Origin of the sequence: Flavobacterium sp. I-STPP5a (assembly GCF_009764685.1) — a bacterium.
Lineage (GTDB): Bacteria > Bacteroidota > Bacteroidia > Flavobacteriales > Flavobacteriaceae > Flavobacterium.
The window spans coordinates 1-23,527 of the sequence record NZ_VHLM01000017.1 but is presented as its reverse complement, the minus strand read 5'-3'; the positions used below and the strand labels follow the sequence as shown (position 1 = coordinate 23,527).

The 23,527-nt window shown below is 34.2% G+C and carries 22 protein-coding genes and 4 tRNA genes; 25 read left to right on the top strand and 1 reads right to left on the bottom strand.

Annotated elements, in window-relative coordinates; all coding sequences use genetic code 11:
- The coding region (locus FJV36_RS04100; protein WP_199250854.1) for a transposase at positions 1-253 on the top strand (253 nt) is incomplete at its 5' end.
- A 216-nt stretch (positions 254-469) separates the two neighbouring features.
- Here the strand turns inward: FJV36_RS04100 and FJV36_RS04095 are convergent.
- A complete protein-coding gene (locus FJV36_RS04095; RefSeq protein WP_158728519.1) occupies positions 470-1,933 on the bottom strand; it encodes an APC family permease in 1,464 nt (487 codons plus the stop codon).
- A 246-nt stretch (positions 1,934-2,179) separates the two neighbouring features.
- Here FJV36_RS04095 and FJV36_RS04090 point away from each other — a divergent pair, with 246 nt between their 5' ends.
- The 24 genes from FJV36_RS04090 (at position 2,180) to FJV36_RS03980 (ending at position 23,477) form a co-directional block, all read left to right on the top strand.
- The gene (locus FJV36_RS04090; protein WP_158728520.1) at positions 2,180-3,076 is read left to right on the top strand and encodes a helix-hairpin-helix domain-containing protein; all 897 of its coding nucleotides are present in this window, start codon (positions 2,180-2,182) and stop codon (positions 3,074-3,076) included.
- Between the two features lie 161 nt (positions 3,077-3,237).
- Positions 3,238-4,410, top strand: coding sequence for an acyl-CoA dehydrogenase family protein (locus FJV36_RS04085; RefSeq protein ID WP_158728521.1), 1,173 nt, complete (start codon positions 3,238-3,240; stop codon positions 4,408-4,410).
- A 183-nt stretch (positions 4,411-4,593) separates the two neighbouring features.
- A complete protein-coding gene (locus FJV36_RS04080; protein WP_158728522.1) occupies positions 4,594-5,385 on the top strand; it encodes a hypothetical protein in 792 nt (263 codons plus the stop codon).
- A gap of 232 nt (positions 5,386-5,617) precedes the next feature.
- Entirely contained in the window at positions 5,618-6,043 is a 426-nt protein-coding gene (locus tag FJV36_RS04075) for a hypothetical protein (RefSeq protein WP_158728523.1), read from the top strand.
- A 71-nt stretch (positions 6,044-6,114) separates the two neighbouring features.
- The gene (gene rpsU, locus FJV36_RS04070) at positions 6,115-6,309 is read left to right on the top strand and encodes a 30S ribosomal protein S21 (protein WP_035670421.1); all 195 of its coding nucleotides are present in this window, start codon (positions 6,115-6,117) and stop codon (positions 6,307-6,309) included.
- Between the two features lie 69 nt (positions 6,310-6,378).
- Complete coding sequence (locus FJV36_RS04065; protein WP_158728524.1) at positions 6,379-7,284, top strand: tyrosine-type recombinase/integrase; 906 nt, start codon at positions 6,379-6,381, stop codon at positions 7,282-7,284.
- Positions 7,285-7,304: 20 nt separating this feature from the next.
- The gene (gene hpf, locus FJV36_RS04060; protein ID WP_086454427.1) at positions 7,305-7,607 is read left to right on the top strand and encodes a ribosome hibernation-promoting factor, HPF/YfiA family; all 303 of its coding nucleotides are present in this window, start codon (positions 7,305-7,307) and stop codon (positions 7,605-7,607) included.
- Positions 7,608-7,697: 90 nt separating this feature from the next.
- Positions 7,698-7,771 (top strand) — tRNA-Thr (locus FJV36_RS04055).
- A gap of 31 nt (positions 7,772-7,802) precedes the next feature.
- Positions 7,803-7,883, top strand: a tRNA-Tyr gene (locus tag FJV36_RS04050).
- A gap of 76 nt (positions 7,884-7,959) precedes the next feature.
- Positions 7,960-8,031 (top strand) — tRNA-Thr (locus tag FJV36_RS04045).
- A 52-nt stretch (positions 8,032-8,083) separates the two neighbouring features.
- Positions 8,084-9,271 (top strand): elongation factor Tu, encoded by a 1,188-nt coding sequence (gene tuf, locus FJV36_RS04040; RefSeq protein WP_144889110.1) that lies wholly within the window; start codon positions 8,084-8,086, stop codon positions 9,269-9,271.
- Positions 9,272-9,331: 60 nt separating this feature from the next.
- Positions 9,332-9,402: transfer RNA gene (locus FJV36_RS04035), tRNA-Trp, on the top strand.
- A gap of 16 nt (positions 9,403-9,418) precedes the next feature.
- The gene (gene secE, locus FJV36_RS04030) at positions 9,419-9,616 is read left to right on the top strand and encodes a preprotein translocase subunit SecE (RefSeq protein WP_086455318.1); all 198 of its coding nucleotides are present in this window, start codon (positions 9,419-9,421) and stop codon (positions 9,614-9,616) included.
- A gap of 10 nt (positions 9,617-9,626) precedes the next feature.
- Complete coding sequence (nusG, locus tag FJV36_RS04025) at positions 9,627-10,178, top strand: transcription termination/antitermination protein NusG (RefSeq protein ID WP_158728525.1); 552 nt, start codon at positions 9,627-9,629, stop codon at positions 10,176-10,178.
- Positions 10,179-10,245: 67 nt separating this feature from the next.
- On the top strand, positions 10,246-10,683 hold the full coding sequence (rplK, locus tag FJV36_RS04020) for a 50S ribosomal protein L11 (protein ID WP_007807442.1): 438 nt from the start codon (positions 10,246-10,248) through the stop codon (positions 10,681-10,683).
- A gap of 13 nt (positions 10,684-10,696) precedes the next feature.
- Positions 10,697-11,386 (top strand): 50S ribosomal protein L1, encoded by a 690-nt coding sequence (gene rplA / locus FJV36_RS04015; protein ID WP_039111376.1) that lies wholly within the window; start codon positions 10,697-10,699, stop codon positions 11,384-11,386.
- 22 nt (positions 11,387-11,408) lie between these two features.
- Positions 11,409-11,921: a 50S ribosomal protein L10 gene (gene rplJ / locus FJV36_RS04010; RefSeq protein ID WP_158728526.1), complete on the top strand. Its 513-nt coding sequence runs from the start codon at positions 11,409-11,411 to the stop codon at positions 11,919-11,921.
- A gap of 87 nt (positions 11,922-12,008) precedes the next feature.
- Positions 12,009-12,377, top strand: a complete 369-nt coding sequence (rplL, locus tag FJV36_RS04005; protein WP_086455315.1) for a 50S ribosomal protein L7/L12 — start codon at positions 12,009-12,011, stop codon at positions 12,375-12,377.
- Positions 12,378-12,651: 274 nt separating this feature from the next.
- The gene (gene rpoB / locus FJV36_RS04000) at positions 12,652-16,464 is read left to right on the top strand and encodes a DNA-directed RNA polymerase subunit beta (protein ID WP_158728527.1); all 3,813 of its coding nucleotides are present in this window, start codon (positions 12,652-12,654) and stop codon (positions 16,462-16,464) included.
- Between the two features lie 302 nt (positions 16,465-16,766).
- Positions 16,767-21,080: a DNA-directed RNA polymerase subunit beta' gene (gene rpoC, locus FJV36_RS03995; RefSeq protein ID WP_158728528.1), complete on the top strand. Its 4,314-nt coding sequence runs from the start codon at positions 16,767-16,769 to the stop codon at positions 21,078-21,080.
- 81 nt (positions 21,081-21,161) lie between these two features.
- On the top strand, positions 21,162-21,467 hold the full coding sequence (locus tag FJV36_RS03990) for a DUF3467 domain-containing protein (protein WP_086455114.1): 306 nt from the start codon (positions 21,162-21,164) through the stop codon (positions 21,465-21,467).
- 260 nt (positions 21,468-21,727) lie between these two features.
- Positions 21,728-22,081: a hypothetical protein gene (locus tag FJV36_RS03985; RefSeq protein ID WP_158728529.1), complete on the top strand. Its 354-nt coding sequence runs from the start codon at positions 21,728-21,730 to the stop codon at positions 22,079-22,081.
- Positions 22,082-22,176: 95 nt separating this feature from the next.
- Positions 22,177-22,611, top strand: coding sequence for a helix-turn-helix domain-containing protein (locus tag FJV36_RS16315; protein ID WP_158728780.1), 435 nt, complete (start codon positions 22,177-22,179; stop codon positions 22,609-22,611).
- Positions 22,611-23,477 carry an IS3 family transposase gene (locus FJV36_RS03980; RefSeq protein ID WP_199250875.1) on the top strand — a complete coding sequence of 289 codons (867 nt, stop codon included), beginning with the start codon at positions 22,611-22,613 and terminating at the stop codon, positions 23,475-23,477. Before FJV36_RS16315 ends, FJV36_RS03980 begins: the two co-directional genes overlap by 1 nt.
- Positions 23,478-23,527: the final 50 nt, after the last annotated feature.

Here is a 23,527-nt window from a genome sequence, read left to right as displayed (position 1 = left end):
AGATGGAGCCAAAACAAAAACGTATTCGGTATCCATAAAATCAGAATTACATCAAGACCAAATGGCTTTTCAAGAAACAGAATATTACAAAGAAAAAGCAAAACATCGATACAAGATAGAAGCCAAAAATAGCGAGTTAAAAAATGTACACGGTTATGATAGAGCGATATCATACGGTATTACCAATATGCAAATGCAAGGTGCAATAGCAATTTTTACAGTCAACTTAAAAAGAATACTCAAATTAATGTAGAAAATGTAATCTACACATGCATTTTGCCAAATGAACCTGTATAAGTCAAAAACCGACTCATATAACCTACAATAAAAAACAGTTGCAAAAAAAAAACGCTTATAACGGATGTTTGAAATCCTGTTACAAGCGTTTTTTATTATCTAAAAAAGGATGCTAATCAAAATAAGCGATGTTTTTCAGTGCCCTCTAAAATTATTAGGAGCCTTTTTGATTTTAGTCTTGTGGGTTGTTCAATTTAGAATTTCTTTTTCCGTAAAGGAAATAAATCAGAATTCCAATTGCTAACCAACCTAGTGAAAATAATTGTGCTTGAATACTCAAGTTAATCATTAACCAAGTGTTGATTGCAATACCACAAACAGCAATTACTGGTAAAGCAGGAACTTTAAAAGTACGAACTAATTCTGGTTGTTTAACTCTTAACATCCATACAGCGATACATACCATTGTAAAAGCAAATAAGGTACCGAAGCTTGTCATTTCGGCAAGTTTACTAATCGGTGTAAATGCAGCAACAGTAGCAATAAATCCACCTAAGATCATCAAGTTTGTTTTTGGTGTACCAGATAAAGGATTAACTTTTGAGAAAACAGGAGGAATCAAACCATCTTTTGACATTCCTAAAAAGATACGAGATTGTCCCATGATCATTACCATTAATACTGATATTAAACCTACAGTAGCAGCTATTGTAATAATATAACCAGCCCATGCTTGTCCAGCAATGTCAAATGCATAAGCTACGGGAGCTTTAATAGCTTCAGGATATTTTCCTAGTGGGTTAAAGTCTTGGTAGCTAATCATACCTGTTAAAACTAACGATACTAATATGTAAAGAATTGTACATACTAATAATGATACAATAATAGCAAAAGGAACGTCTTTTTTAGGGTTTATTGCTTCACCAGCTTGAGTAGAAACCGCATCAAAACCTACATAAGCAAAGAAAATAGCCGCAGCACCAGATATAACACCATTGATTCCGTAAGCTTGATGTGGTTTTTCATCAACTATAATAGTTTGTACATCAGGAATAAATGGAGACCAGTTGTCTACATCTATGAAGAATGCACCAGCAATAATTACAAAAATTACAGCAGATACTTTTAAGATTACAATAAAGTTGTTAGCACTAGCTGCCTTTTCAGTACCTTTTATTAATAAAGATATAACTAAAAGTACAATTAAAAAAGCAGGTAAATTCATTGAAAATCCTTCTCCGGTATAACTCGCTGGGTCACTGGTGAGCCACTCAGGAAGTTTAATACCAAACATTTTGAGCATTTTATTAAAATAGCCAGACCACGAAACAGCGACGGTCATAGACCCCATGGCGTACTCTAATATTAATCCCCAGCCAATTATCCAAGCAAATATTTCTCCAATAGTACCATAAGCATACGCATAAGCAGATCCTTCTACGGGTAAGATAGAAGCAAATTCAGAATAGCACAACGCTGCAAATACACAGGCAATTCCCGCAATAACAAATGAAAGTGCTAGTGCTGGTCCAGCATGATTATAGGCTCCTGTACCTGTAAGAACGAATATTCCTCCTCCGATAATAGCTCCAATACCAATTGCAGTAAGGCTCCACTTTCCTAAAACTCTTTTTAATTGACTTTTTTTCATATCAGCTTCAAAAGCTGATACTGGTTTAACTCTCCAAATTGACATGGTTGTTTAATGTTTTAAGTTATTAAGGTCCAAATGTATTGTTTTTTATAAAAAATAAAAACAATAATTGATTTTTAACTCATAAAAAATGTTTTAAAATCCTTTTTTAGGCCTTTTTTGTCAATTTATTTTAATTACTCCTATTTTTTGTGGCTTGTATTTATAAATATATATGCTCTGTAGTAATTGATTCCATATTTTTTTTATTTTTATATTCATTTAATTTTTAATGATTTCAATCAAATTATGAACTTCAAAGCTTTTGAATCCTTTTTAAAGTTCAATAAAGAACAACGTCTTGGAATTATAGTTTTATTTACGCTAATTATCATTTTACAAGTATGCTACTATTGCTATGATTTTAATCCTGGTAGTAAACAGTCGCTGCAGGAGTTACAGTGGATTGGGTTACAGTCAACTTTAGATTACGAGAAGAATGCTACTAAAAATTTACCAAAGCAACAGTATGCGTTCAATCCCAATTTTATTTCAGATTACAAAGGCTATAAGCTAGGTATGTCTACGCAAGAGATAGACAGGTTACTTGCTTTTAGAAAGCAGAATAAATTTGTGAACTCTCCAGAAGAATTTCAACGGGTAACACAAATTTCAGATTCATTACTTGAAACCATGTCTCCCTTGTTTAAGTTCCCTAATTGGGTTGAATATAAAAAAAGCACGAAACCTTATAAAGATTATAAAAATCAGGAGTATCAGGCTTTCGCCAAAAAAGAAAAGGTATTAGTAATAGATATCAATCAGGCCGATAAAGAGGCTTTGATGAATGTCTACGGAATTGGAGATGCTATTTCTACCCGGATTTTGAAGCAAAAAGAAGCTCTTGGAGGGTTTGTCTCAATGGAGCAAATGGATGAAATATGGGGGTTATCTCCAGAAGTTATAGAGAAATTGAACATTCATTTTAAAGTTGGACCACTTCTTAATATGAAGAAAATTGATATCAATAATGCGTCTTTAAAAGAACTTAGCCAGTTTCATTACTTTAGATATGCGCTTGCGAAAGAAATCATCACCTACAGGAGCATGAATGGAAACATAAAAAATATTGAGGATTTAACAAAAATTAAGGGATTTTCTGTTGATAAAGCAAAAATAATTGCCTTATATTTGGACTTTAAATAGAACCGTCAAAAAACTAGAGTAAAAAGTACGTTTTTTTATCATAATTTATACAAACGTAGTTTTATTGTTCTTTCCAATTTTGATTTTTTGGCACTTATCCAGAAACTGATTTTGTATTTAGTTTCTATCAATTTAAAATTTGTTAAAAAGAAAAAAAATATATGAATTCAATTTACTTCACAGAGGAGCACCAAGCATTTAGAGAAAGTTTAAAAGGTTTTTTACAAAAAGAAGTGGTTCCGCACATTGAAAAATGGGAAAAAACAGGAACAATAGAGCGCTTTATTTGGGAGAAATTCGGGGAAATGGGTTATTTTGGTATAGCTTACCCAGAGGCATATGGAGGTCTTGGTTTAGACTTATTTTACACGGTTATTTTCCTTGAGGAATTACAAAAAATAAAATCATCAGGTTTTGCTGCAGCCATGTGGGCTAATGCTTATTTGGCTATGACACACTTAAATGCCGAAGGTGATGAAAGGGTAAAACAAGAGTACTTGGTTCCGAGTATCGCTGGAAAGAAAATAGGCGCTTTATGTATCTCAGAACCTTTTGGTGGTAGTGATGTTGCGGGAATGCGCACTAACGCCGTGAAAAAAGGGGACAAATATGTAATCAATGGTTCAAAAACATTTATTACTAATGGTATATATGCGGATTATTATATTGTAGCTGCCAAAACAAATCCAGAACTTGGTAACAAGGGAATTAGTATTTTTTTGATGGATACGGGGTTGAAAGGAATATCAGCTTCAAAACTTGATAAACTAGGCTGGAGAGCATCGGATACAGCAGAGATTGCATTTGATAATGTAGAAATCCCTGCTGAAAATTTGATGGGTGAAGAAGGAAAAGGTTTTCCGTACATTATGCAGCATTTTGCTTTAGAGCGTTTAATTATGGCTATTAATGCACATGCTAGAGGTGAATATGCTATTGATTACACAATTGATTATATGTCGCAACGTGAAGCTTTTGGTAAAAAAATCAGTAAATTCCAAGCATTAAGACATACACTTGTAGAACATGCAACGGAGGTTGAGCATTGTAAAATTTTCAATTATGCTGCTGTAGCCCGTCTTGATAAGGGGGAATATGTAGTTAAAGAAGCAACAATGGCAAAATTAAAATCGACAAAAGTAGCTGATGAAACCATTTACAGTTGTTTGCAAATGCTAGGAGGCTACGGTTATATGGAAGAGTATCCTTTGGCACGCTTGTTTAGAGATAGTCGTTTAGGTCCTATCGGTGGAGGTACATCAGAAATCTTAAAAGAAATTTTAGGAAAAATGATTATTGACAATCTAAATTATGAGCCGGCTGTGAAAAATTAACTTTTTTAGGATATTGAGAATAAGTTTGTAACCAAGAAGCAATTAATTGTTTCTTGGTTTTTTTAAGAATAACAATGTTAATATTGTGTTAATATCCGGAAAAGACTCGTTATTATGTTTTTTTTTTTTTTTTAACATTTGTGATTATTAAGTAAAATTATATAATATTGAAATTTGAAAATTATGAAAAAAATGTCTTTTGTCATTGCAACTATGATTGTTGCTTTCTTTGGAAGTATTTCCTGTAGTAATGAGCCGATAAATGAAGTTGTTACTAATGGTAAATTGAGCATGACTACAGTTATTGAGAATTTAGATATTTATTCAAATGAGTATGCAAAGAACAATTATAAAATACTTGAAGCGCTAGGTAGAAATAAAGAACGTGAATTTAACGCAGGTTTTTTAAATGCTTTATTGTATGCTAAAAATGAAAATGATTTGAAAATATTGTTTCAAAGTGCTGGAATTGATAATAGTATTGAGGTTGTAGGCTTGTTGAAAAAAAGTGTACAGATTCAAAGTGATTTTAGAAAATCCAATCCTAGTTTTTATAAATTGGATATTCAGAAAAGAACGGAGTTGCTTGAAAAAAGCTTTGAAGTTGTATTGAAAAGAATTGATTTGTCAAATAGCATTGGATATATGGCGCAGAGAGGAGTTGCAAGTGGTTTTGTAAACTATATGCCTTTCGAAGCTGATCCAATTTTTCCAGCAAATCTTGCTGAGGCAAATTGCCGCAATATTTATATGAAAGAGAGAAAAAGATGTGAAAGAGATTTTTTTATTTGTGGAGGTTTTGCTCTTGCTTCAGCGGTATATACAGTTGGCTGGGGTACAGTTATTGGTGCTGCATATTGTAGTGTAACTGTTAATGTATGTGGAATGGATGCAGAAGAGGATTATTCACACTGCTTAAAACCTTATGAAGAACTCCCTTGGTTGCCAGCGGGGATGGAGAAGCCTCAAAGATGATGTTTTGTAAATAAAATTAATTTAAATTTCTTATTCCTCAATGTATGATAAAAAAAGGCCTTAAAATTGAAAGTATTGTTGTGATTTTGTTTTGGATTCTTTATGTCGTAATAAATAGAGAATACAAGAATTATGTTGCCATATCGGGTATAGTCTTTTTTGTGTCTTTAGCTATTTTTAAATTTATTCATCAGCGAAAAAAAGATAAGTTAAATAATTCCAAATAAAAAGGATGATAATTAATCGTTTACTCCATTATAAAATTTTTCGAGATATCGGTATCCCTTTTGTGACGATAGGAGTGATGTTTTATTTTGCTTATTGGGATAGTAAGGCTATAGATTGGAGTTATTCAATGTATAGGCAATTGTTTTCAGCTGTTTTTTATAATTATTTTGTAAATAAGATGATTTATTGGAAAATGAAGAAAGAGTTTAATGTTTCTAAATTGTATGTTTTGTTGTGGGAAATAGGTGCTCCTTTGGCATCGATTTTTCTTGTGCTTTTTTCGCTTTTAATAGAAAATAAGTTTTATAATTGGAATGTGTTAATTAATAGTAGTGGAGATACAGCCTTCTATGTTGCAATAGTTATGCTTTTTTTGTTTTTGTTTTTCCTGTGTAAAGGGGTGTTATTTGTTGTTAAGACAAAAAAATAATTCATAATTCATAGTTCATAATTCAAAATAATGTCTACTTTTGCAGCCTAAAGAAAGGGGGTGTCTATATTATGTTAATTATACCAATTAAAGACGGAGAAAATATCGATAGAGCGTTAAAACGTTACAAAAGAAAATTTGATAAAACAGGAACTGTTCGTCAATTAAGAGCGCGTACTGCTTTTATTAAACCTTCAGTTACGAATAGAATCAAAATTCAAAAAGCGGCTTATATCCAAAATATGAGAGATAACTTAGAGAGTTAATCTATTTTACAGAAAAATAAAACCGTTAGTCATCAAAATTTAATAACTTTGATGCTAACGGTTTTTTTTATGGCTACTAATAAAGATGCATTTCGGGATTATCTCACCTTGGAGAAAAAATATTCAGCGCACACCATTTTGGCGTATTGTGTGGATGTAGATGCATTTTCGGAATATATTAAGAAAGAATTTGATCAAGAAACTATAGATCACGTTCATTATGGTCAAATAAGAAACTGGATTGTGTCATTGGTAGATGCGTCTGTTTCGAATAGTTCTGTCAATCGTAAAGTAGCTTCTCTTAAGGCCTACTTTAAATTTTTAATGAAGATAAAGCAAATTGAGGCAAATCCTTTGTTGAAACATAAAGCTCTCAAAGCTGCTAAGAAAATACAAATCCCTTTTTCGGAAAATGAAATGCAAAATCTTTTGTTTGGAACCCAACAAGCTGAAGGTTTTGAGCAAATAAGAAACGCACTAGTTGTGGAGTTGTTTTATGCTACCGGAATTCGCCGGACGGAGTTAATACATTTGAAAAATTCAGATGTAAATTTGTCAAACAATACTATAAAAGTTTTAGGTAAGCGAAATAAAGAGCGAATAGTTCCGTTGTTGCCTGTACTTACAGAATCAATATCTCGTTATCAAGAAGTAAGAAGTGCGCTAGTTATGATTAATGATGATGAGTGTTTTTTTGTGACTAAAAATGGAGATAAATTAAATGATTCTTTTGTGTATCGATTAATAAATTCGTACTTTAGTAATATATCTGAAAAGGTAAAAAAAAGCCCTCACATTCTAAGGCACACGTTTGCTACTCATTTGTTAAATAATGGAGCTGATTTAAACTCTGTTAAAGAGTTGCTAGGTCATTCTAGTTTGGCTTCTACTCAGGTGTATGTCCATAACAGTTTAGCTGAGCTTAAAAAGGTGTATGCAAAAGCGCACCCGCGAGAAAAGAATAATACAATTTGAACCATTAAATAAAGAAGATTATGAAGGTAAGTGTACACGCAGTTAACTTTACAGTTGACAAGAAGCTAGTTGATTTTATTCAAGAAAGATTGGATAAATTAGAAAAGTACTATGACAAGGTGGTGTCGTCGGATGTTTTTTTAAAAGTTGAGAAAACTAGTGAAAAAGAAAATAAAATTGCCGAAGTTAAAATAATCGTCCCTGGTGATGAATTTCTGGTCAAAAAGCAGTGTAAAACCTTTGAAGAAGCGATAGAATTGTCTTCGGAATCTCTAGAACGAATGTTGCTCAAGAGAAAAGAAAAAATTAGTTCTCATATTTAATATAAATTTTTTTCGAAAAATGTTTTGATTCAGAGATAAAATCTATACATTTGCAGTCCGTTAGAAATAGCGGACTTTTTTTATTGATTTGCCAGCGTAGCTCAGTTGGCTAGAGCAGCTGATTTGTAATCAGCAGGTCGTGGGTTCGAGTCCCTCCGCCGGCTCAAATTATGGAAGTATAAAATAAAAAAAGTAGGGGAGATACTCAAGCGGCCAACGAGGGCAGACTGTAAATCTGCTGTGTGAACTTCGCAGGTTCGAATCCTGCTCTCCCCACAAGAAAAACTTGAATTGTGGTTGGTGAATTGAAAAATTCCCAAGTTCTAATTCGAGCTCTTTGATAAGAGGTTTTGCCGACTTAGCTCAGAGGTAGAGTGCTTCCTTGGTAAGGAAGAGGTCACGGGTTCAATTCCCGTAGTTGGCTCAAGTAAGTAGGAAGTAAAAATTAATATATAACAAGATTAAAATTAAGTAAAATGGCAAAAGAAACCTTTAACCGTTCGAAACCACACTTAAATATTGGTACGATCGGACACGTAGATCACGGTAAAACTACTTTAACAGCAGCAATCACAAAAGTATTATCTGATGCTGGTTACTGTCAAGCAAAATCATTTGATCAAATTGATAATGCTCCTGAAGAAAAAGAAAGAGGTATTACAATTAATACATCACACGTTGAGTATGAAACTGCTAATCGTCACTATGCACACGTTGACTGTCCAGGTCACGCGGATTACGTGAAGAACATGGTTACAGGAGCTGCTCAAATGGATGGGGCTATTCTTGTTGTAGCTGCAACTGATGGACCAATGCCGCAAACACGTGAGCACATCCTTTTAGGTCGCCAAGTAGGTATTCCTAGAATGGTAGTTTTCATGAACAAAGTGGATATGGTTGATGATGCTGAGTTGTTAGAGCTTGTTGAAATGGAAATTAGAGACTTATTGTCTTTCTACGAATATGATGGTGATAATTGTCCAGTTATTCAAGGTTCTGCTTTGGGTGGATTGAATAATGATGCTGCTTGGGTTCCTAAAATTCTTGAATTGATGGAAGCTGTAGATTCTTGGATCGAAGAGCCAATCAGAGATACAGAAAAACCTTTCTTGATGCCAGTTGAGGATGTATTTACAATTACTGGTCGTGGAACTGTTGCTACAGGTCGTATCGAAACAGGTATTGCTAATACAGGAGATCCAGTTGAGATCATTGGTATGGGAGCTGAAAAATTGACTTCTACTATCACTGGAGTTGAAATGTTCCGTAAAATCCTTGATAGAGGTGAAGCTGGAGATAACGTAGGTTTATTATTAAGAGGTGTTGATAAAGAATCTATCAAAAGAGGAATGGTTATCATTAAGCCAGGATCTGTTAAGCCGCACGCAACTTTCAAAGCTGAGGTTTATATCTTGAAAAAAGAAGAAGGTGGACGTCACACTCCATTCCATAATAACTACCGTCCACAGTTTTACGTACGTACAACTGACGTAACAGGGGTTATTACTTTACCAGAAGGAGTAGAGATGGTAATGCCAGGAGATAACTTAACTATTAATGTATCTTTGTTAAGCCCAATCGCAATGAGCGTTGGTTTACGTTTCGCTATCCGTGAAGGTGGTAGAACTGTAGGTGCTGGACAGGTTACTGAAATTGTAGGTTAATCTACAAAAAAAAATAAATTCAAAAACAATGTCGTTTAACGACGATATTGTTTTTATTCTACGGGCGTAGTTCAAGGGTAGAATAGCGGTCTCCAAAACCGTTGATGGGGGTTCGAATCCCTCCGCCCGTGCAAAAAATATATCACAATGACAAAAGTTGTAAATTACATATCAGAAGCATTTGAAGAATTGAAATCAAATGTAACTTGGCCAGAATGGTCTGAGGTACAACGTCTCACGATTGTTGTGGCTGTTTTTTCTGTTTTATTTGCCTTGGGAACATGGGGAGTTGATGAAATTTTCGCAAAAGCTTTAGCAGGATTTTTTAACTGGATAAAAGCTTAATTTTTTTGTTATGGCAGATGTGAATGTTAAAAAATGGTATGTCGTTAGAGCGGTAAGTGGCCAAGAAAATAAAGTTAAAGCTTATATTGAGACTGAAATTGCAAGATTAGAAATGACTGATTATGTTTCTCAAGTTCTAGTTCCTACTGAAAAAGTAGTAACTGTAAAAGAGGGTAAAAAATTAGTTAAGGATAAAGTTTATTTTCCTGGTTATGTAATGATTGAGGCTAATTTAGTTGGTGAAATACCGCACATTATAAAATCAATTACTAGTGTTATAGGTTTCTTAGGGGAAATTAAAGGTGGTGAGCCTGTTCCTTTAAGAATATCTGAGGTTAACAGAATGTTAGGTAAGGTCGATGAGCTTGCTGTAAATACTGATACTAGATCTATTCCTTTCAATGTTGGTGAAACAATTAAAGTGATTGATGGTCCATTTAATGGATTTAATGGTTCAGTTGAGAAAATAAATGAAGAAAAGCGTAAACTAGAAGTGATGGTTAAAATTTTCGGTAGAAAAACACCATTAGAGCTTAGTTTTATGCAAGTTGAAAAAGTATAATTTTTGTTACATCTATAATATCCACTGTAATCGCTTCCAATGATTATGGTGTTAAATTTTTTAAAAAATGGCTAAAGAAATTAGTAAGGTAGTTAAACTACAAGTTAAGGGAGGTGCTGCGAATCCGTCGCCACCGGTTGGACCTGCTTTAGGAGCTGCTGGGGTTAATATCATGGAGTTCTGTAAGCAATTTAATGCTAGAACACAAGATAAACCTGGCAAAATATGCCCAGTACAAATTACTGTGTATAAAGACAAATCATTTGATTTTGTTGTAAAAACTCCTCCAGCTGCCGTTCAATTATTGGAGGCTGCAAAGCTAAAGTCTGGATCAGGTGAACCAAATCGTAAAAAAGTAGCTAGTGTTACTTGGGATGTTATCAAAGCGATAGCTGAAGATAAAATGGTAGATCTAAATGCATTCACAATCGAATCTGCAATGAGCATGATCGCTGGAACTGCTAGATCTATGGGTATAACTGTATCAGGAGATGCTCCTTTTTAATTAAGAGAAAGAAATGGCAAAATTAACAAAAAAGCAAAAAGAGGCTGCTTCTAAAATTGAGAAGAACAAACTATACTCTTTGAAAGATGCTGCTGCATTAATCAAAGTTATAGCTTCTGCAAAATTTGATGAGTCTGTTGATATCGCAGTTCGTTTGGGTGTAGATCCAAGAAAAGCGAATCAAATGGTAAGAGGTGTTGTTACATTACCTCACGGTACTGGTAAAGATGTAAAAGTTTTAGCATTAGTTACTCCAGATAAAGAAGCTGAGGCTTTGGCAGCTGGTGCTGATTATGTAGGTCTTGATGACTATTTACAAAAAATCAAAGATGGTTGGACAGATGTTGATGTAATTATCACTATGCCAGCTGTTATGGGTAAATTAGGTCCTTTGGGTCGTATTTTAGGGCCAAGAGGTTTAATGCCAAACCCTAAAACAGGTACAGTAACAATGGATGTTGCTAAAGCTGTTCAAGAGGTTAAAGCTGGTAAAATTGACTTTAAAGTTGATAAAACTGGTATTGTTCATGCTGGAATTGGTAAAGTTTCTTTTGGAGCTGAGCAGATTTATGACAATGCACACGAAATTATTCAAACATTAATTAAACTTAAGCCAACTGCTGCTAAAGGTACGTACATCAAAGGTATACACCTTACAAGCACAATGAGTCCTGCTATTGCATTGGATCCTAAAGCAGTATAATTGGTAGTTAATAACTTTTAGTATGACTAGAGAAGAAAAATCAATCGCGATTGAAAATTTAACTGCACAGTTAGCTGGTACAAATATTATATATGTATCTGATATTTCAGGACTTAACGCAGAAACTACTTCAAGTTTAAGAAGAGCTTGTTTTAAAGCAGGTATAAAATTAGAGGTTGTAAAAAATACATTGCTTGCAAAAGCAATGGAAGCTTCTGATAATGATTATGGTGATTTACCTTCAGTATTGAGTGGTAATAGTGCTATCTTTATTTCAGATGTTGCTAACGCTCCTGGGAAAATCATTAAAGATTTCAGAAAAAAATCAGCTAAGCCTATTTTAAAAGGTGCTTACATCAATTCTGAAATTTATATTGGTGATGATCAGTTAGATGCATTGGCAACTATTAAATCTAAAGAAGAGCTTATTGGTGAAATCATTGGATTATTGCAATCACCTGCACAAAGAGTTATTTCTGCTTTACAAAACCAATTTGCTGGTAGCGAAGAAGTTTCGGAAGAAGTTGAAGCATAATAATCTTAGATTTTATCTAATTTTATTTGAATTACGCGCACAATAAATAAATTATATTTTACAAATCATTTTAAAACGATAAAAAAAATGGCAGATTTGAAACAATTCGCAGAACAATTAGTTAACCTTACTGTTAAAGAAGTTAACGAATTAGCAACAATATTAAAAGATGAGTACGGAATCGAACCAGCTGCTGCAGCTGTAGTAGTTTCAGGTGGTGGTGAAGCTGCTGCTGAAGATGTTCAAACAGAATTTACAGTTGTATTAAAAGAAGCTGGTGCTTCTAAATTAGCAGTTGTGAAATTAGTTAAAGAACTTACAGGTTTAGGTTTGAAAGAAGCTAAAGACGTAGTTGATAGCGCTCCAAGTAACGTTAAAGAAGGTGTAACTAAAGAAGAGGCTGAAGGTCTTAAAAAATCTTTAGAAGAAGCTGGAGCTGTTGTTGAGCTTAAATAATTAAACTCCGTTTAATGAATACGGTTTAGGTCATGGGTTTAGTCGCCTTTTGACCTAAACCATTTTTTCGTATAATTAAAATTGGGTGTTTTTAGACACTTGGTTTATTTGTCGAAATATATTTTACCCATTACGATGAAAAAAAATTAATAGATAATAAGAAAGTAGTTATCCTTAATTAGTTTTTAAAAGATGTAATGCATGTAAAATAAGCATACAAATAGCTTGTTATTTGTATAATAAAATTACTTTTTAATCAAAATTTTGTTCATTGATGCTAACAAATCAGACTGAAAGATTGAATTTTGCCTCTACTAAAAACATTCCTGACTATCCAGATTTTCTAGATGTTCAGGTTAAATCGTTTAAAGATTTTTTTCAATTAGAAACTAAATCAGACGAAAGAGGTGACGAAGGGCTTTACAATACCTTCATGGAGAATTTTCCAATTACTGATACGAGAAATAACTTCGTATTAGAATTCCTTGATTACTTTGTAGACCCACCACGTTATACAATTCAAGAATGTATAGAAAGAGGTCTTACTTATAGTGTGCCTTTAAAAGCCAGGTTAAAACTATATTGTACTGACCCAGAACACGAAGATTTTGAAACGATTGTTCAAGATGTTTATTTAGGAACAATTCCTTACATGACACCAAGTGGTACGTTTGTTATCAACGGTGCTGAGCGTGTAGTTGTATCTCAATTACATCGTTCTCCTGGAGTTTTCTTTGGTCAATCATTCCATGCCAATGGTACAAAATTGTATTCTGCGAGAGTAATTCCGTTTAAAGGTTCTTGGATTGAATTTTCTACAGATATCAATAGTGTAATGTATGCTTATATTGATAGAAAGAAAAAACTTCCTGTAACTACTTTATTCAGAGCTATTGGTTTTGAAAGAGATAAGGATATTCTCGAAATTTTTGATCTTGCTGAAGAAATTAAGGTTTCGAAAACAGGTCTTAAAAAATACATCGGTAGAAAATTAGCAGCACGTGTATTGAATACATGGCATGAGGATTTTGTTGATGAAGATACTGGTGAGGTAGTTTCTATCGAACGTAACGAAATAATCCTTGATAGAGATACAATTATCGATAAAGATAATGTAGAAGAAATCATTGATTCTAACGTTAAATCTATTTTGTTACACAAAGAAGATGCAAATCAAGGTGATTATGCTATCATTCATAATACGTTGCAAAAAGATCCAACAAACTCTGAAAAAGAGGCAGTTGAGCACATCTATAGACAATTACGTAACGCTGAACCGCCTGATGAGGAAACTGCTCGTGGTATCATTGATAAATTATTTTTCTCTGATCAACGTTATAACCTAGGTGAAGTAGGTCGTTATAGAATTAATAAAAAATTAGGTTTAGATACCCCAATGGAAAAGCAAGTCTTGACCAAAGAGGATATCATCACTATTGTTAAATATTTGATTGAATTAATCAACTCAAAAGCTGAGATTGATGATATTGATCACTTATCTAATCGTCGTGTAAGAACGGTTGGTGAGCAATTGTCTCAACAATTTGGTGTTGGTTTAGCTCGTATGGCTAGAACCATTCGTGAGAGAATGAACGTTAGAGATAACGAGGTGTTTACACCAATAGATTTGATTAATGCTAAAACATTATCATCTGTAATCAACTCTTTCTTTGGAACAAACCAGTTGTCTCAGTTTATGGATCAAACAAATCCACTTGCCGAGATTACGCACAAGAGAAGATTATCTGCACTAGGACCAGGTGGACTTTCGAGAGAGAGAGCTGGTTTTGAGGTACGTGACGTTCACTATACGCATTACGGACGTTTATGTCCAATTGAAACTCCAGAGGGACCAAACATTGGTTTGATTTCATCTCTTGGTGTTTATGCTAAAGTAAACGGAATGGGTTTCATTGAAACACCTTACCGTAAAGTAACTAACGGAGTTGTAGATTTAGAGTCTACTCCAGTTTACTTAAGTGCCGAAGAAGAAGAAGGTATGTTAATTGCACAAGCAAACATTCAAATGGATGCTGCTGGTAAAATTACTGCTGAGGATGTTATTGCTCGTCAAGAAGGTGATTTCCCAGTAATTGAGCCTTCAAAAGTTGATTATACTGACGTTGCACCTAACCAGATTGCATCTATTTCTGCATCTTTGATTCCTTTCTTGGAACATGATGATGCGAACAGAGCCTTGATGGGATCTAACATGATGCGTCAGGCGGTTCCTTTGATTCGTCCTGAAGCTCCAATTGTAGGTACAGGTTTAGAGCGTCAAGTTGCTTCTGATTCTAGAGTATTGATAAATGCTGAAGGTGATGGAGTTATTGAGTACGTTGATGCTAATATAATCACTATCAAATACGATCGTTCTGAGGAAGAAAGAATGGTTAGTTTTGAGTCAGATGAAAAAACATATAATCTAATTAAATTTAGAAAAACCAACCAAGGTACAAGTATCAACCTTAAACCTATCGTAAGAAAAGGGGATAGAGTTGTTGCTGGTCAAGTACTTTCGGAAGGTTACGCAACTCAAAATGGAGAGTTAGCTCTTGGACGTAACTTGAAAGTGGCGTTTATGCCTTGGAAAGGGTACAACTTTGAGGATGCGATTGTAATTTCTGAAAAAGTAGTTCGTGACGATATTTTTACCTCTATACACGTTGATGATTATTCATTAGAAGTTAGAGATACTAAATTAGGTAACGAAGAATTAACGAATGATATACCAAACGTTTCGGAAGAAGCTACTAAAGATTTAGATGAAAATGGTATGATTAGAATTGGAGCCGAGGTTAAACCTGGTGACATTCTTATCGGAAAAATTACTCCAAAAGGAGAATCAGATCCTACTCCAGAAGAGAAATTGCTTCGTGCAATCTTCGGGGACAAAGCAGGTGATGTAAAAGATGCTTCTTTAAAAGCGTCTCCTTCTTTGCATGGTGTTGTTTTAGACAAGAAATTGTTCGCAAGAGCAGTAAAAGATAAACGTAAACGTACACAAGACAAGGATGCTTTAGGAGCGCTTGAAATGGAGTTTGAAGTGAAATTTGTTGAATTGAAAGACAAATTAGTTGAAAAACTTTTCTTGATCGTTAACGGAAAAACATCTCAAGGTGTAATGAATGATTTGGGTGAAGAAGTTTTACCAAAAGGTAAAAAATATACTCAAAAAATGCTTTATGCAGTAGAGGATTTTGCTCACTTAAGTAAAGGTCAATGGGTAGCTGATGATGCTACTAATACTATGGTTAATGATTTAATTCATAACTATAAAATTAAATTGAATGATTTACAAGGTGCTTTACGTAGAGAGAAATTTACAATTACTGTAGGTGATGAATTACCAGCTGGTATCTTAAAATTAGCTAAAGTTTACATCGCTAAGAAACGTAAATTGAAAGTGGGTGATAAAATGGCAGGACGTCACGGTAACAAAGGTATTGTTGCACGTATCGTTCGTCATGAAGACATGCCTTTCCTTGAAGATGGAACACCAGTAGATATCGTATTGAATCCACTTGGGGTACCTTCTCGTATGAACATTGGTCAAATTTATGAAACTGTTCTTGGTTGGGCTGGAATGAACTTGGGTAGAAAATTTGCTACTCCAATTTTTGACGGTGCTTCACTTGATCAAATAAATGCTTTGACTGATGAGGCGGGTGTACCACGTTTTGGGCATACGCATTTATATGATGGAGGAACTGGAGAGCGTTTTCACCAAGCAGCAACTGTTGGAGTAATCTATATGTTGAAATTGGGTCACATGGTTGATGACAAGATGCACGCGCGTTCTATCGGTCCGTACTCTTTAATCACACAACAACCACTTGGAGGTAAAGCACAATTTGGAGGTCAACGTTTTGGAGAGATGGAGGTTTGGGCACTTGAGGCTTATGGAGCTTCTAGTACACTACGAGAAATCTTGACTGTGAAATCTGATGATGTTATTGGTAGAGCTAAAACCTACGAAGCAATCGTTAAGGGTGAGTCTATGCCAGAACCAGGATTACCAGAATCATTCAATGTATTAATGCATGAATTGAAAGGTCTTGGACTTGATATTCGTTTAGAAGAATAAATAAATTTTGTCAACTGTAGAGATGCGATAAATCGCATCTCTACTTTGGCATTTATATAAGTTTTTAGGATTTAGACCCGTAACCCGTTCCGATTTTTTATAAAAACTGTAAGAGTTTTATAATTAGCACTTCAAAATAAAAAGGTTTGAAGTTTAGAGAAGTAACCCGAGGTAGTGTTTAAGTCAAAAGTTTGAAAGTCAAAAGTAAAAGGTCATTCGTGACTTTAAAAACTTTATGACATTTGACTTTAGACTAAAATCAAATCAATTTTTTAATTGCAAATAAATCAATAGTAAAAACTATGATGAATAATAGAAATAACAACAATAAAGATAAAAACCCTGTAAAAAGGTTTAATAAAATCTCAATCGGTCTTGCATCACCTGAATCTATCTTGAAAGAATCAAGAGGAGAGGTTTTAAAGCCGGAAACAATCAACTACAGAACGCACAAACCAGAGCGTGATGGATTATTTTGCGAAAGAATTTTCGGTCCTGTTAAGGATTTCGAATGTGCTTGTGGTAAATATAAAAGAATACGTTACAAAGGGATTATCTGTGACCGTTGTGGTGTTGAAGTAACTGAGAAAAAAGTACGTAGAGATAGAGTAGGTCACATCAATCTTGTGGTGCCAATTGCTCACATCTGGTATTTCCGTTCTTTACCAAACAAAATCGGTTATATCCTTGGTCTTCCATCTAAGAAATTAGATATGATCATTTACTACGAAAGATACGTAGTAATCCAAGCGGGTATTGCTAAAAATCCTGATGGTGAATCATTGCAAAGATTAGATTTCTTGACAGAAGAAGAGTATTTGAATATTTTAGATACACTTCCTGCTGACAATCAATATTTAGATGATTTTGATCCAAATAAATTTGTTGCCAAAATGGGAGCAGAGTGTATTATGGATTTGTTAGCAAGAATTGATCTTGATGCGTTGTCTTACCAATTGAGACACAGCGCTAACAATGAAACATCTAAACAACGTAAAACAGAAGCTTTAAAAAGATTACAAGTTGTGGAGTCTTTCCGTGAGTCTAACTTAAACCGCGAAAATCGTCCTGAGTGGATGATTATGAAAGTGGTACCAGTTATTCCACCAGAATTACGTCCGCTTGTGCCACTTGATGGAGGTCGTTTTGCAACTTCAGATTTAAATGATTTATATCGTCGTGTAATCATCCGTAACAACCGTTTGAAAAGATTAATGGAGATTAAAGCTCCAGAAGTTATCTTGAGAAACGAGAAACGTATGTTGCAAGAATCTGTAGATTCATTATTTGACAATACGCGTAAAGCATCTGCTGTTAAAACAGAATCAAACAGACCATTGAAATCACTTTCTGACTCGTTAAAAGGTAAGCAAGGTCGTTTCCGTCAAAACTTATTGGGTAAACGTGTGGATTATTCTGCTCGTTCGGTAATTGTTGTTGGTCCTGAATTAAAATTATCAGAATGCGGTATTCCTAAGGATATGGCAGCTGAATTGTACAAGCCTTTTGTGATTCGTAAATTAATCGAAAGAGGAATTGTAAAAACAGTTAAATCTGCTAAAAAAATAATTGATAAAAAAGAGCCTGTTGTTTGGGATATCCTTGAAAATGTAATCAAAGGTCACCCAATCTTACTAAACCGTGCTCCTACTTTGCACCGTCTTGGTATCCAGGCGTTCCAACCAAAATTAATTGAAGGAAAAGCAATCCAATTGCACCCTTTAGTTTGTACGGCATTTAACGCGGATTTTGATGGGGATCAAATGGCGGTACACTTACCATTAGGACCTGAAGCTATCTTAGAGGCTCAGTTGTTAATGTTAGGTTCGCACAACATCTTGAACCCTGCAAATGGTGCTCCAATCACTGTACCATCTCAGGATATGGTCTTGGGTCTATATTATATGACCAAAGAACGTTTGTCAACTCCTGAAATGAAAATTTTAGGTGAAGGAATCACTTTCTATTCTGCAGAAGAGGTGAATATCGCTTTGAATGAAGGAAGAGTAGAGTTGAATGCTCGTGTTAAAATTAGAGCAAAAGATTTCAATGAGGCAGGTGAATTAGTATACAAAGTGATCCAAACTACTGCTGGACGTGTATTGTTTAACGAGGTTGTTCCTGAAGCAGCTGGTTATATCAATGACGTATTGACTAAGAAAAACTTAAGAGATATTATTGGTCACGTATTAAGCTGTACAGATGTTCCTACAACTGCTGCTTTCTTGGACAATATGAAAGATATGGGATATAAATTTGCCTTCAAGGGTGGTTTATCATTCTCATTAGGAGATATTAGAATTCCAGATCAAAAGCCTCAGTTAATTGCTGATGCAAGAGAGCAAGTTCAAGGTATTTCTGCAAATTATAACATGGGTCTTATTACCAATAACGAACGTTACAACCAAGTTATTGATGTATGGACATCAGCAAATGCTCAATTAACAGAGCTAGCAATGAAAAACATTAGAGAAGATCAGCAAGGATTTAACTCTGTGTACATGATGCTTGACTCTGGAGCGAGGGGTTCTAAAGAACAAATTCGTCAGTTAACTGGTATGCGTGGTTTGATGGCTAAGCCTAAAAAATCTACTGCCGGTGGTGGTGAAATTATTGAAAACCCGATTCTTTCTAACTTTAAAGAAGGTCTTTCAATCTTAGAATACTTTATCTCTACTCACGGTGCTCGTAAAGGTCTCGCGGATACGGCTTTGAAAACGGCCGATGCTGGATACTTGACTCGTAGATTACATGACGTTTCTCAAGATGTTATTGTTAACATCGAAGATTGTGGTACTTTGAGAGGTGTTGAAGTAGCAGCTTTGAAAAAGAATGAAGAAATTGTAGAGTCATTAGGAGAAAGAATTTTAGGTCGTGTAGTTTTACAAGACTTAATAAATCCTTTAACTAGTGAAGTAATAATTCGTTCAGGTGAGCAAATTACCGAAGCGATTATGAAAGTTATAGATGCATCTCCTATTGAAAAAGTAGAAGTACGTTCTCCATTAACTTGTGAAGCTTTAAAAGGAATTTGTGCTAAGTGCTACGGTCGTAACCTAGCAACTGGTAAGATGACACAAAGAGGTGAAGCAGTTGGTGTAATTGCAGCACAATCTATTGGAGAACCAGGTACACAGTTAACATTACGTACTTTCCACGTTGGAGGGGTTGCGGGTGGAATTTCTGAAGAATCAAGTATCATCACTAAATTTGGTGGTAAACTTGAAATCGAAGATTTAAAAACTGTTAAAGGTGAAGATAGCGAAGGAAACTCAGTTGATATCGTTGTTTCTCGTTCTACTGAATTGAAATTAATTGACGAAAGAACAGGTATTTTATTGAGTACCAATAACATTCCTTACGGTTCTAGTATTTTTGTTGCAGATGGTCAATCTGTTGCAAAAGGGGATGTGATTTGTAAATGGGATCCATATAACGGAGTTATTGTTTCTGAGTTTACGGGTAAAATTGCTTACGAAGATTTAGAGCAAGGACAATCGTTCATGGTTGAGATCGATGAGCAAACTGGTTTCCAAGAAAAAGTAATTTCTGAGTCAAGAGCTAAAAAATTAATTCCAACATTATTGGTTTACGGTAAAGATGGAGAATTAATTCGTTCTTATAACTTACCAGTTGGAGCCCACTTGATGGTTGAAAACGGTGAGAAAATTAAAGCAGGTAAAGTATTGGTTAAAATTCCACGTCGTTCTTCTAAATCAGGAGATATTACCGGAGGTTTACCAAGAATTACAGAGTTGTTAGAAGCTCGTAATCCATCTAACCCAGCTGTAGTTTCTGAAATTGATGGTGTTGTTTCTTTTGGAAAAATCAAAAGAGGTAACCGTGAAATCGTTATTGAGTCTAAATTTGGAGATGTTCGTAAATACTTAGTTAAATTATCAAGTCAAATTCTTGTTCAAGAAAATGACTTCGTAAGAGCAGGTGTGCCATTGTCTGATGGAGCAATTACTCCGGATGATATTTTAAGAATTCAAGGTCCAGCAGCTGTACAACAGTACTTGGTTAATGAAATTCAAGAAGTATACCGTTTACAAGGTGTAAAAATTAACGACAAACACTTCGAGGTTGTTATTCGTCAAATGATGCGTAAAGTAAGAGTACAAGATCCAGGTGATACTTTATTCTTAGAAGATCAATTGATTCATACTAAAGACTTTATTGTTCAGAATGATAAGTTATACGGTATGAAAGTCGTAGAAGATGCTGGAGATTCTAGTGCATTAAAAGAAGGACAAATCATTACGCCTCGTGAGTTGCGTGACGAAAACTCTTTATTGAAACGTACAGACAAAAATCTAGTTGTAGCTCGTGATGTGGTAACTGCTACTGCAACACCGGTATTACAAGGTATTACTAGAGCATCGTTACAGACTAAATCATTCATCTCTGCGGCATCGTTCCAGGAAACTACTAAAGTATTAAATGAAGCTGCAGTTGCAGGTAAAATTGATTACTTAGAAGGATTGAAAGAAAATGTAATTGTCGGTCATAGAATCCCAGCTGGTACAGGTATGAGAGAATACGATCACACAATTGTAGGTTCAAAAGATGATTACAATGATATGATGGCTAACAAAGAGGAGTATATCTATTAAGGTTTTAGTGCCTAGTCCTTAGTGATTTACGTTGAGTTTAATCACTGAGGACTAATGGACTAAACACTAAACACTAAAAATATGAAAGATCAACAACAAGAGCAAATTAATATTGAACTTGATGAAGTAACTGCAGAAGGAATTTATTCTAATTTAGCAATTATCAACCATTCTTCTTCAGAATTTGTTTTAGATTTTGTTAGTATTATGCCTGGAATTCCTAAGGCTAAAGTGAAATCAAGAATTGTCTTGACACCACAGCATGCTAAAAGATTATTAAAGGCTATTGGAGAAAACATTCATCGATTTGAAATTGCCCATGGCGAAATCAAAGACACAGAACAGTTGCCCATTCCGCTCAACTTTGGCCCAGCCGGTCAAGCATAAATCTCAAAAGCTCCAGTTTTTTACTGGAGCTTTTTTTTTGATAGATTTCGATAAATGGGATAGCGCTTTTTCTATTAGTTTGGTGTTACTCAATTGAAAGAGCTGTATTTAAATCGTTACTTTTTTGTTTTGCACATTAAATTTGTGCTTTAAACGACTATAATGGCGCTTTATCGAAATTTTTTTTTGCTATTTGATTAATGAGATACATTTGTTTCGAATTAGAATATGTACATCTAAGAAAAATAAAAACATTTGTTATGAAATATTTTACATCTTTAGTTTGTCAAAAATTAGTGTTAAAAGGTTTCTTTTTTCTAGTTTTTTCATTGTGTTCTAATGTGGCTTTTTCGCAAGCCGCACAAACTATAGTTGATAATAATCCTATTGAAGTAGTTTCAGTTAAAAATGAAAATGTAACTAAAAGTAATGTTACAAATAATGTAAATTTTGTGCTTTGGTTTATGGGTTCTAAACAAGACACTAAATCAAATACGACTATAGAAGAAACAAATACAAAAAAACAAGTAATTACCTCAGGAACTGCTCCTAATAGAATTTTAATTAAGGCTTTCTTGAAAAAAGCAATTAATTCGGATGTTATGATTGCTTAAGAACATAAATATAAAAAAAACGCTAATTTTTCAATTAGCGTTTTTTTTTGGTTTTGTGTCCCGTCCTAAAATAGCGATACACAAAAAGTATCCTTATGGAAAATCCTCAAGAATCACGCTACTTAAAGCGTACCCAAAAAGACTACACGATGTCTTTTAAATTACAGATTGTACAAGACATAGAGCAGGGAAAGATGTCTATTTCGCAAGTCAAAAAAGTTTACGGTATTCAGTCACGCTCGACAATTGTGCAATGGCTCCGGAAATTTGGTAACTTTGATTGGGATAATCAAACACCATCAAATATGCCAAAATCACCTGAACAAAGAATAATGGAACTTGAAGCACAAGTTATGTTGTTAGAAAAGCAGAAAGCATTGCTAGAGAGAGAAGCTTATGTATCGGATAAGAAAGCTATCATCTTTGATAAAATGATTGATATTGCAGAAAAAGAATATCAAATTGACATCAGAAAAAACTCATCACCCGAACAATCGACCAATTCAAACAAGAGCAACAAGAGACAGTAATGTTTACCTGTACTTTGTTCGGGATAGACAGACAGGTTTATTATCGAAAAATAAAAAGAAGAGAAGCAAGACAATCCAAGGCTTCTAAGATAGTTGCTATGGTTATAACAATCAGGCAGACGATGCCTAGGATTGGAGCAAAAAAACTCTATTTTCTTTTAAATAACGAATTAAAGCAACTAAAAGTCGGAAGAGATAAATTTATCAGTATCCTAAGAGCTAATCATTTATTGATTGTTCCAAAGCGTTCGTATCATATTACAACCAACTCGCATCATCGCTTTAGAAAACATCAAAATCAGATTCTGGAACTAGAAATAAAACGTCCGGAACAAGTTTGGGTTTCAGACATAACCTATATTGGAAAAAGAGAAAATCCGTGTTACTTAAGTTTGGTAACTGATGCTTATTCTAAAAAAATAATGGGGTTTAATGTAGCTGATAATATGAATACAGAAAGTAGCTTAATAGCATTGGAAAACGCAATAAAACTAAGAAAGGACAAGAATTTATCATTAATACATCATTCCGACAGAGGAGTGCAATATTGTGCAAATGATTATCAAAAACTACTCAAGAAAAGCCTTATAAAGTGTAGCATGACACAAAACTCAGATCCTTATGAAAATGCAGTAGCAGAAAGAATAAATGGTATTTTAAAACAAGAATTTGATATTGATAAATTCAACAAAGACCTTCCAATTATGAAGTTGTTGGTTAAAGATGCTATTGAAATCTATAATCAAAAAAGACCTCATTACTCCAATTATATGCTAACACCAAATCAAATGCATCAGCAAAGTAAAATTAAGATGAGAACCTATAAAAGAAAAAACACTTGCAAGAACGATCCAGCAAGTGTTTAATTAATTATTTTTGTTTAATAATCTGTATCGATTATTTAGGACTAGTCATT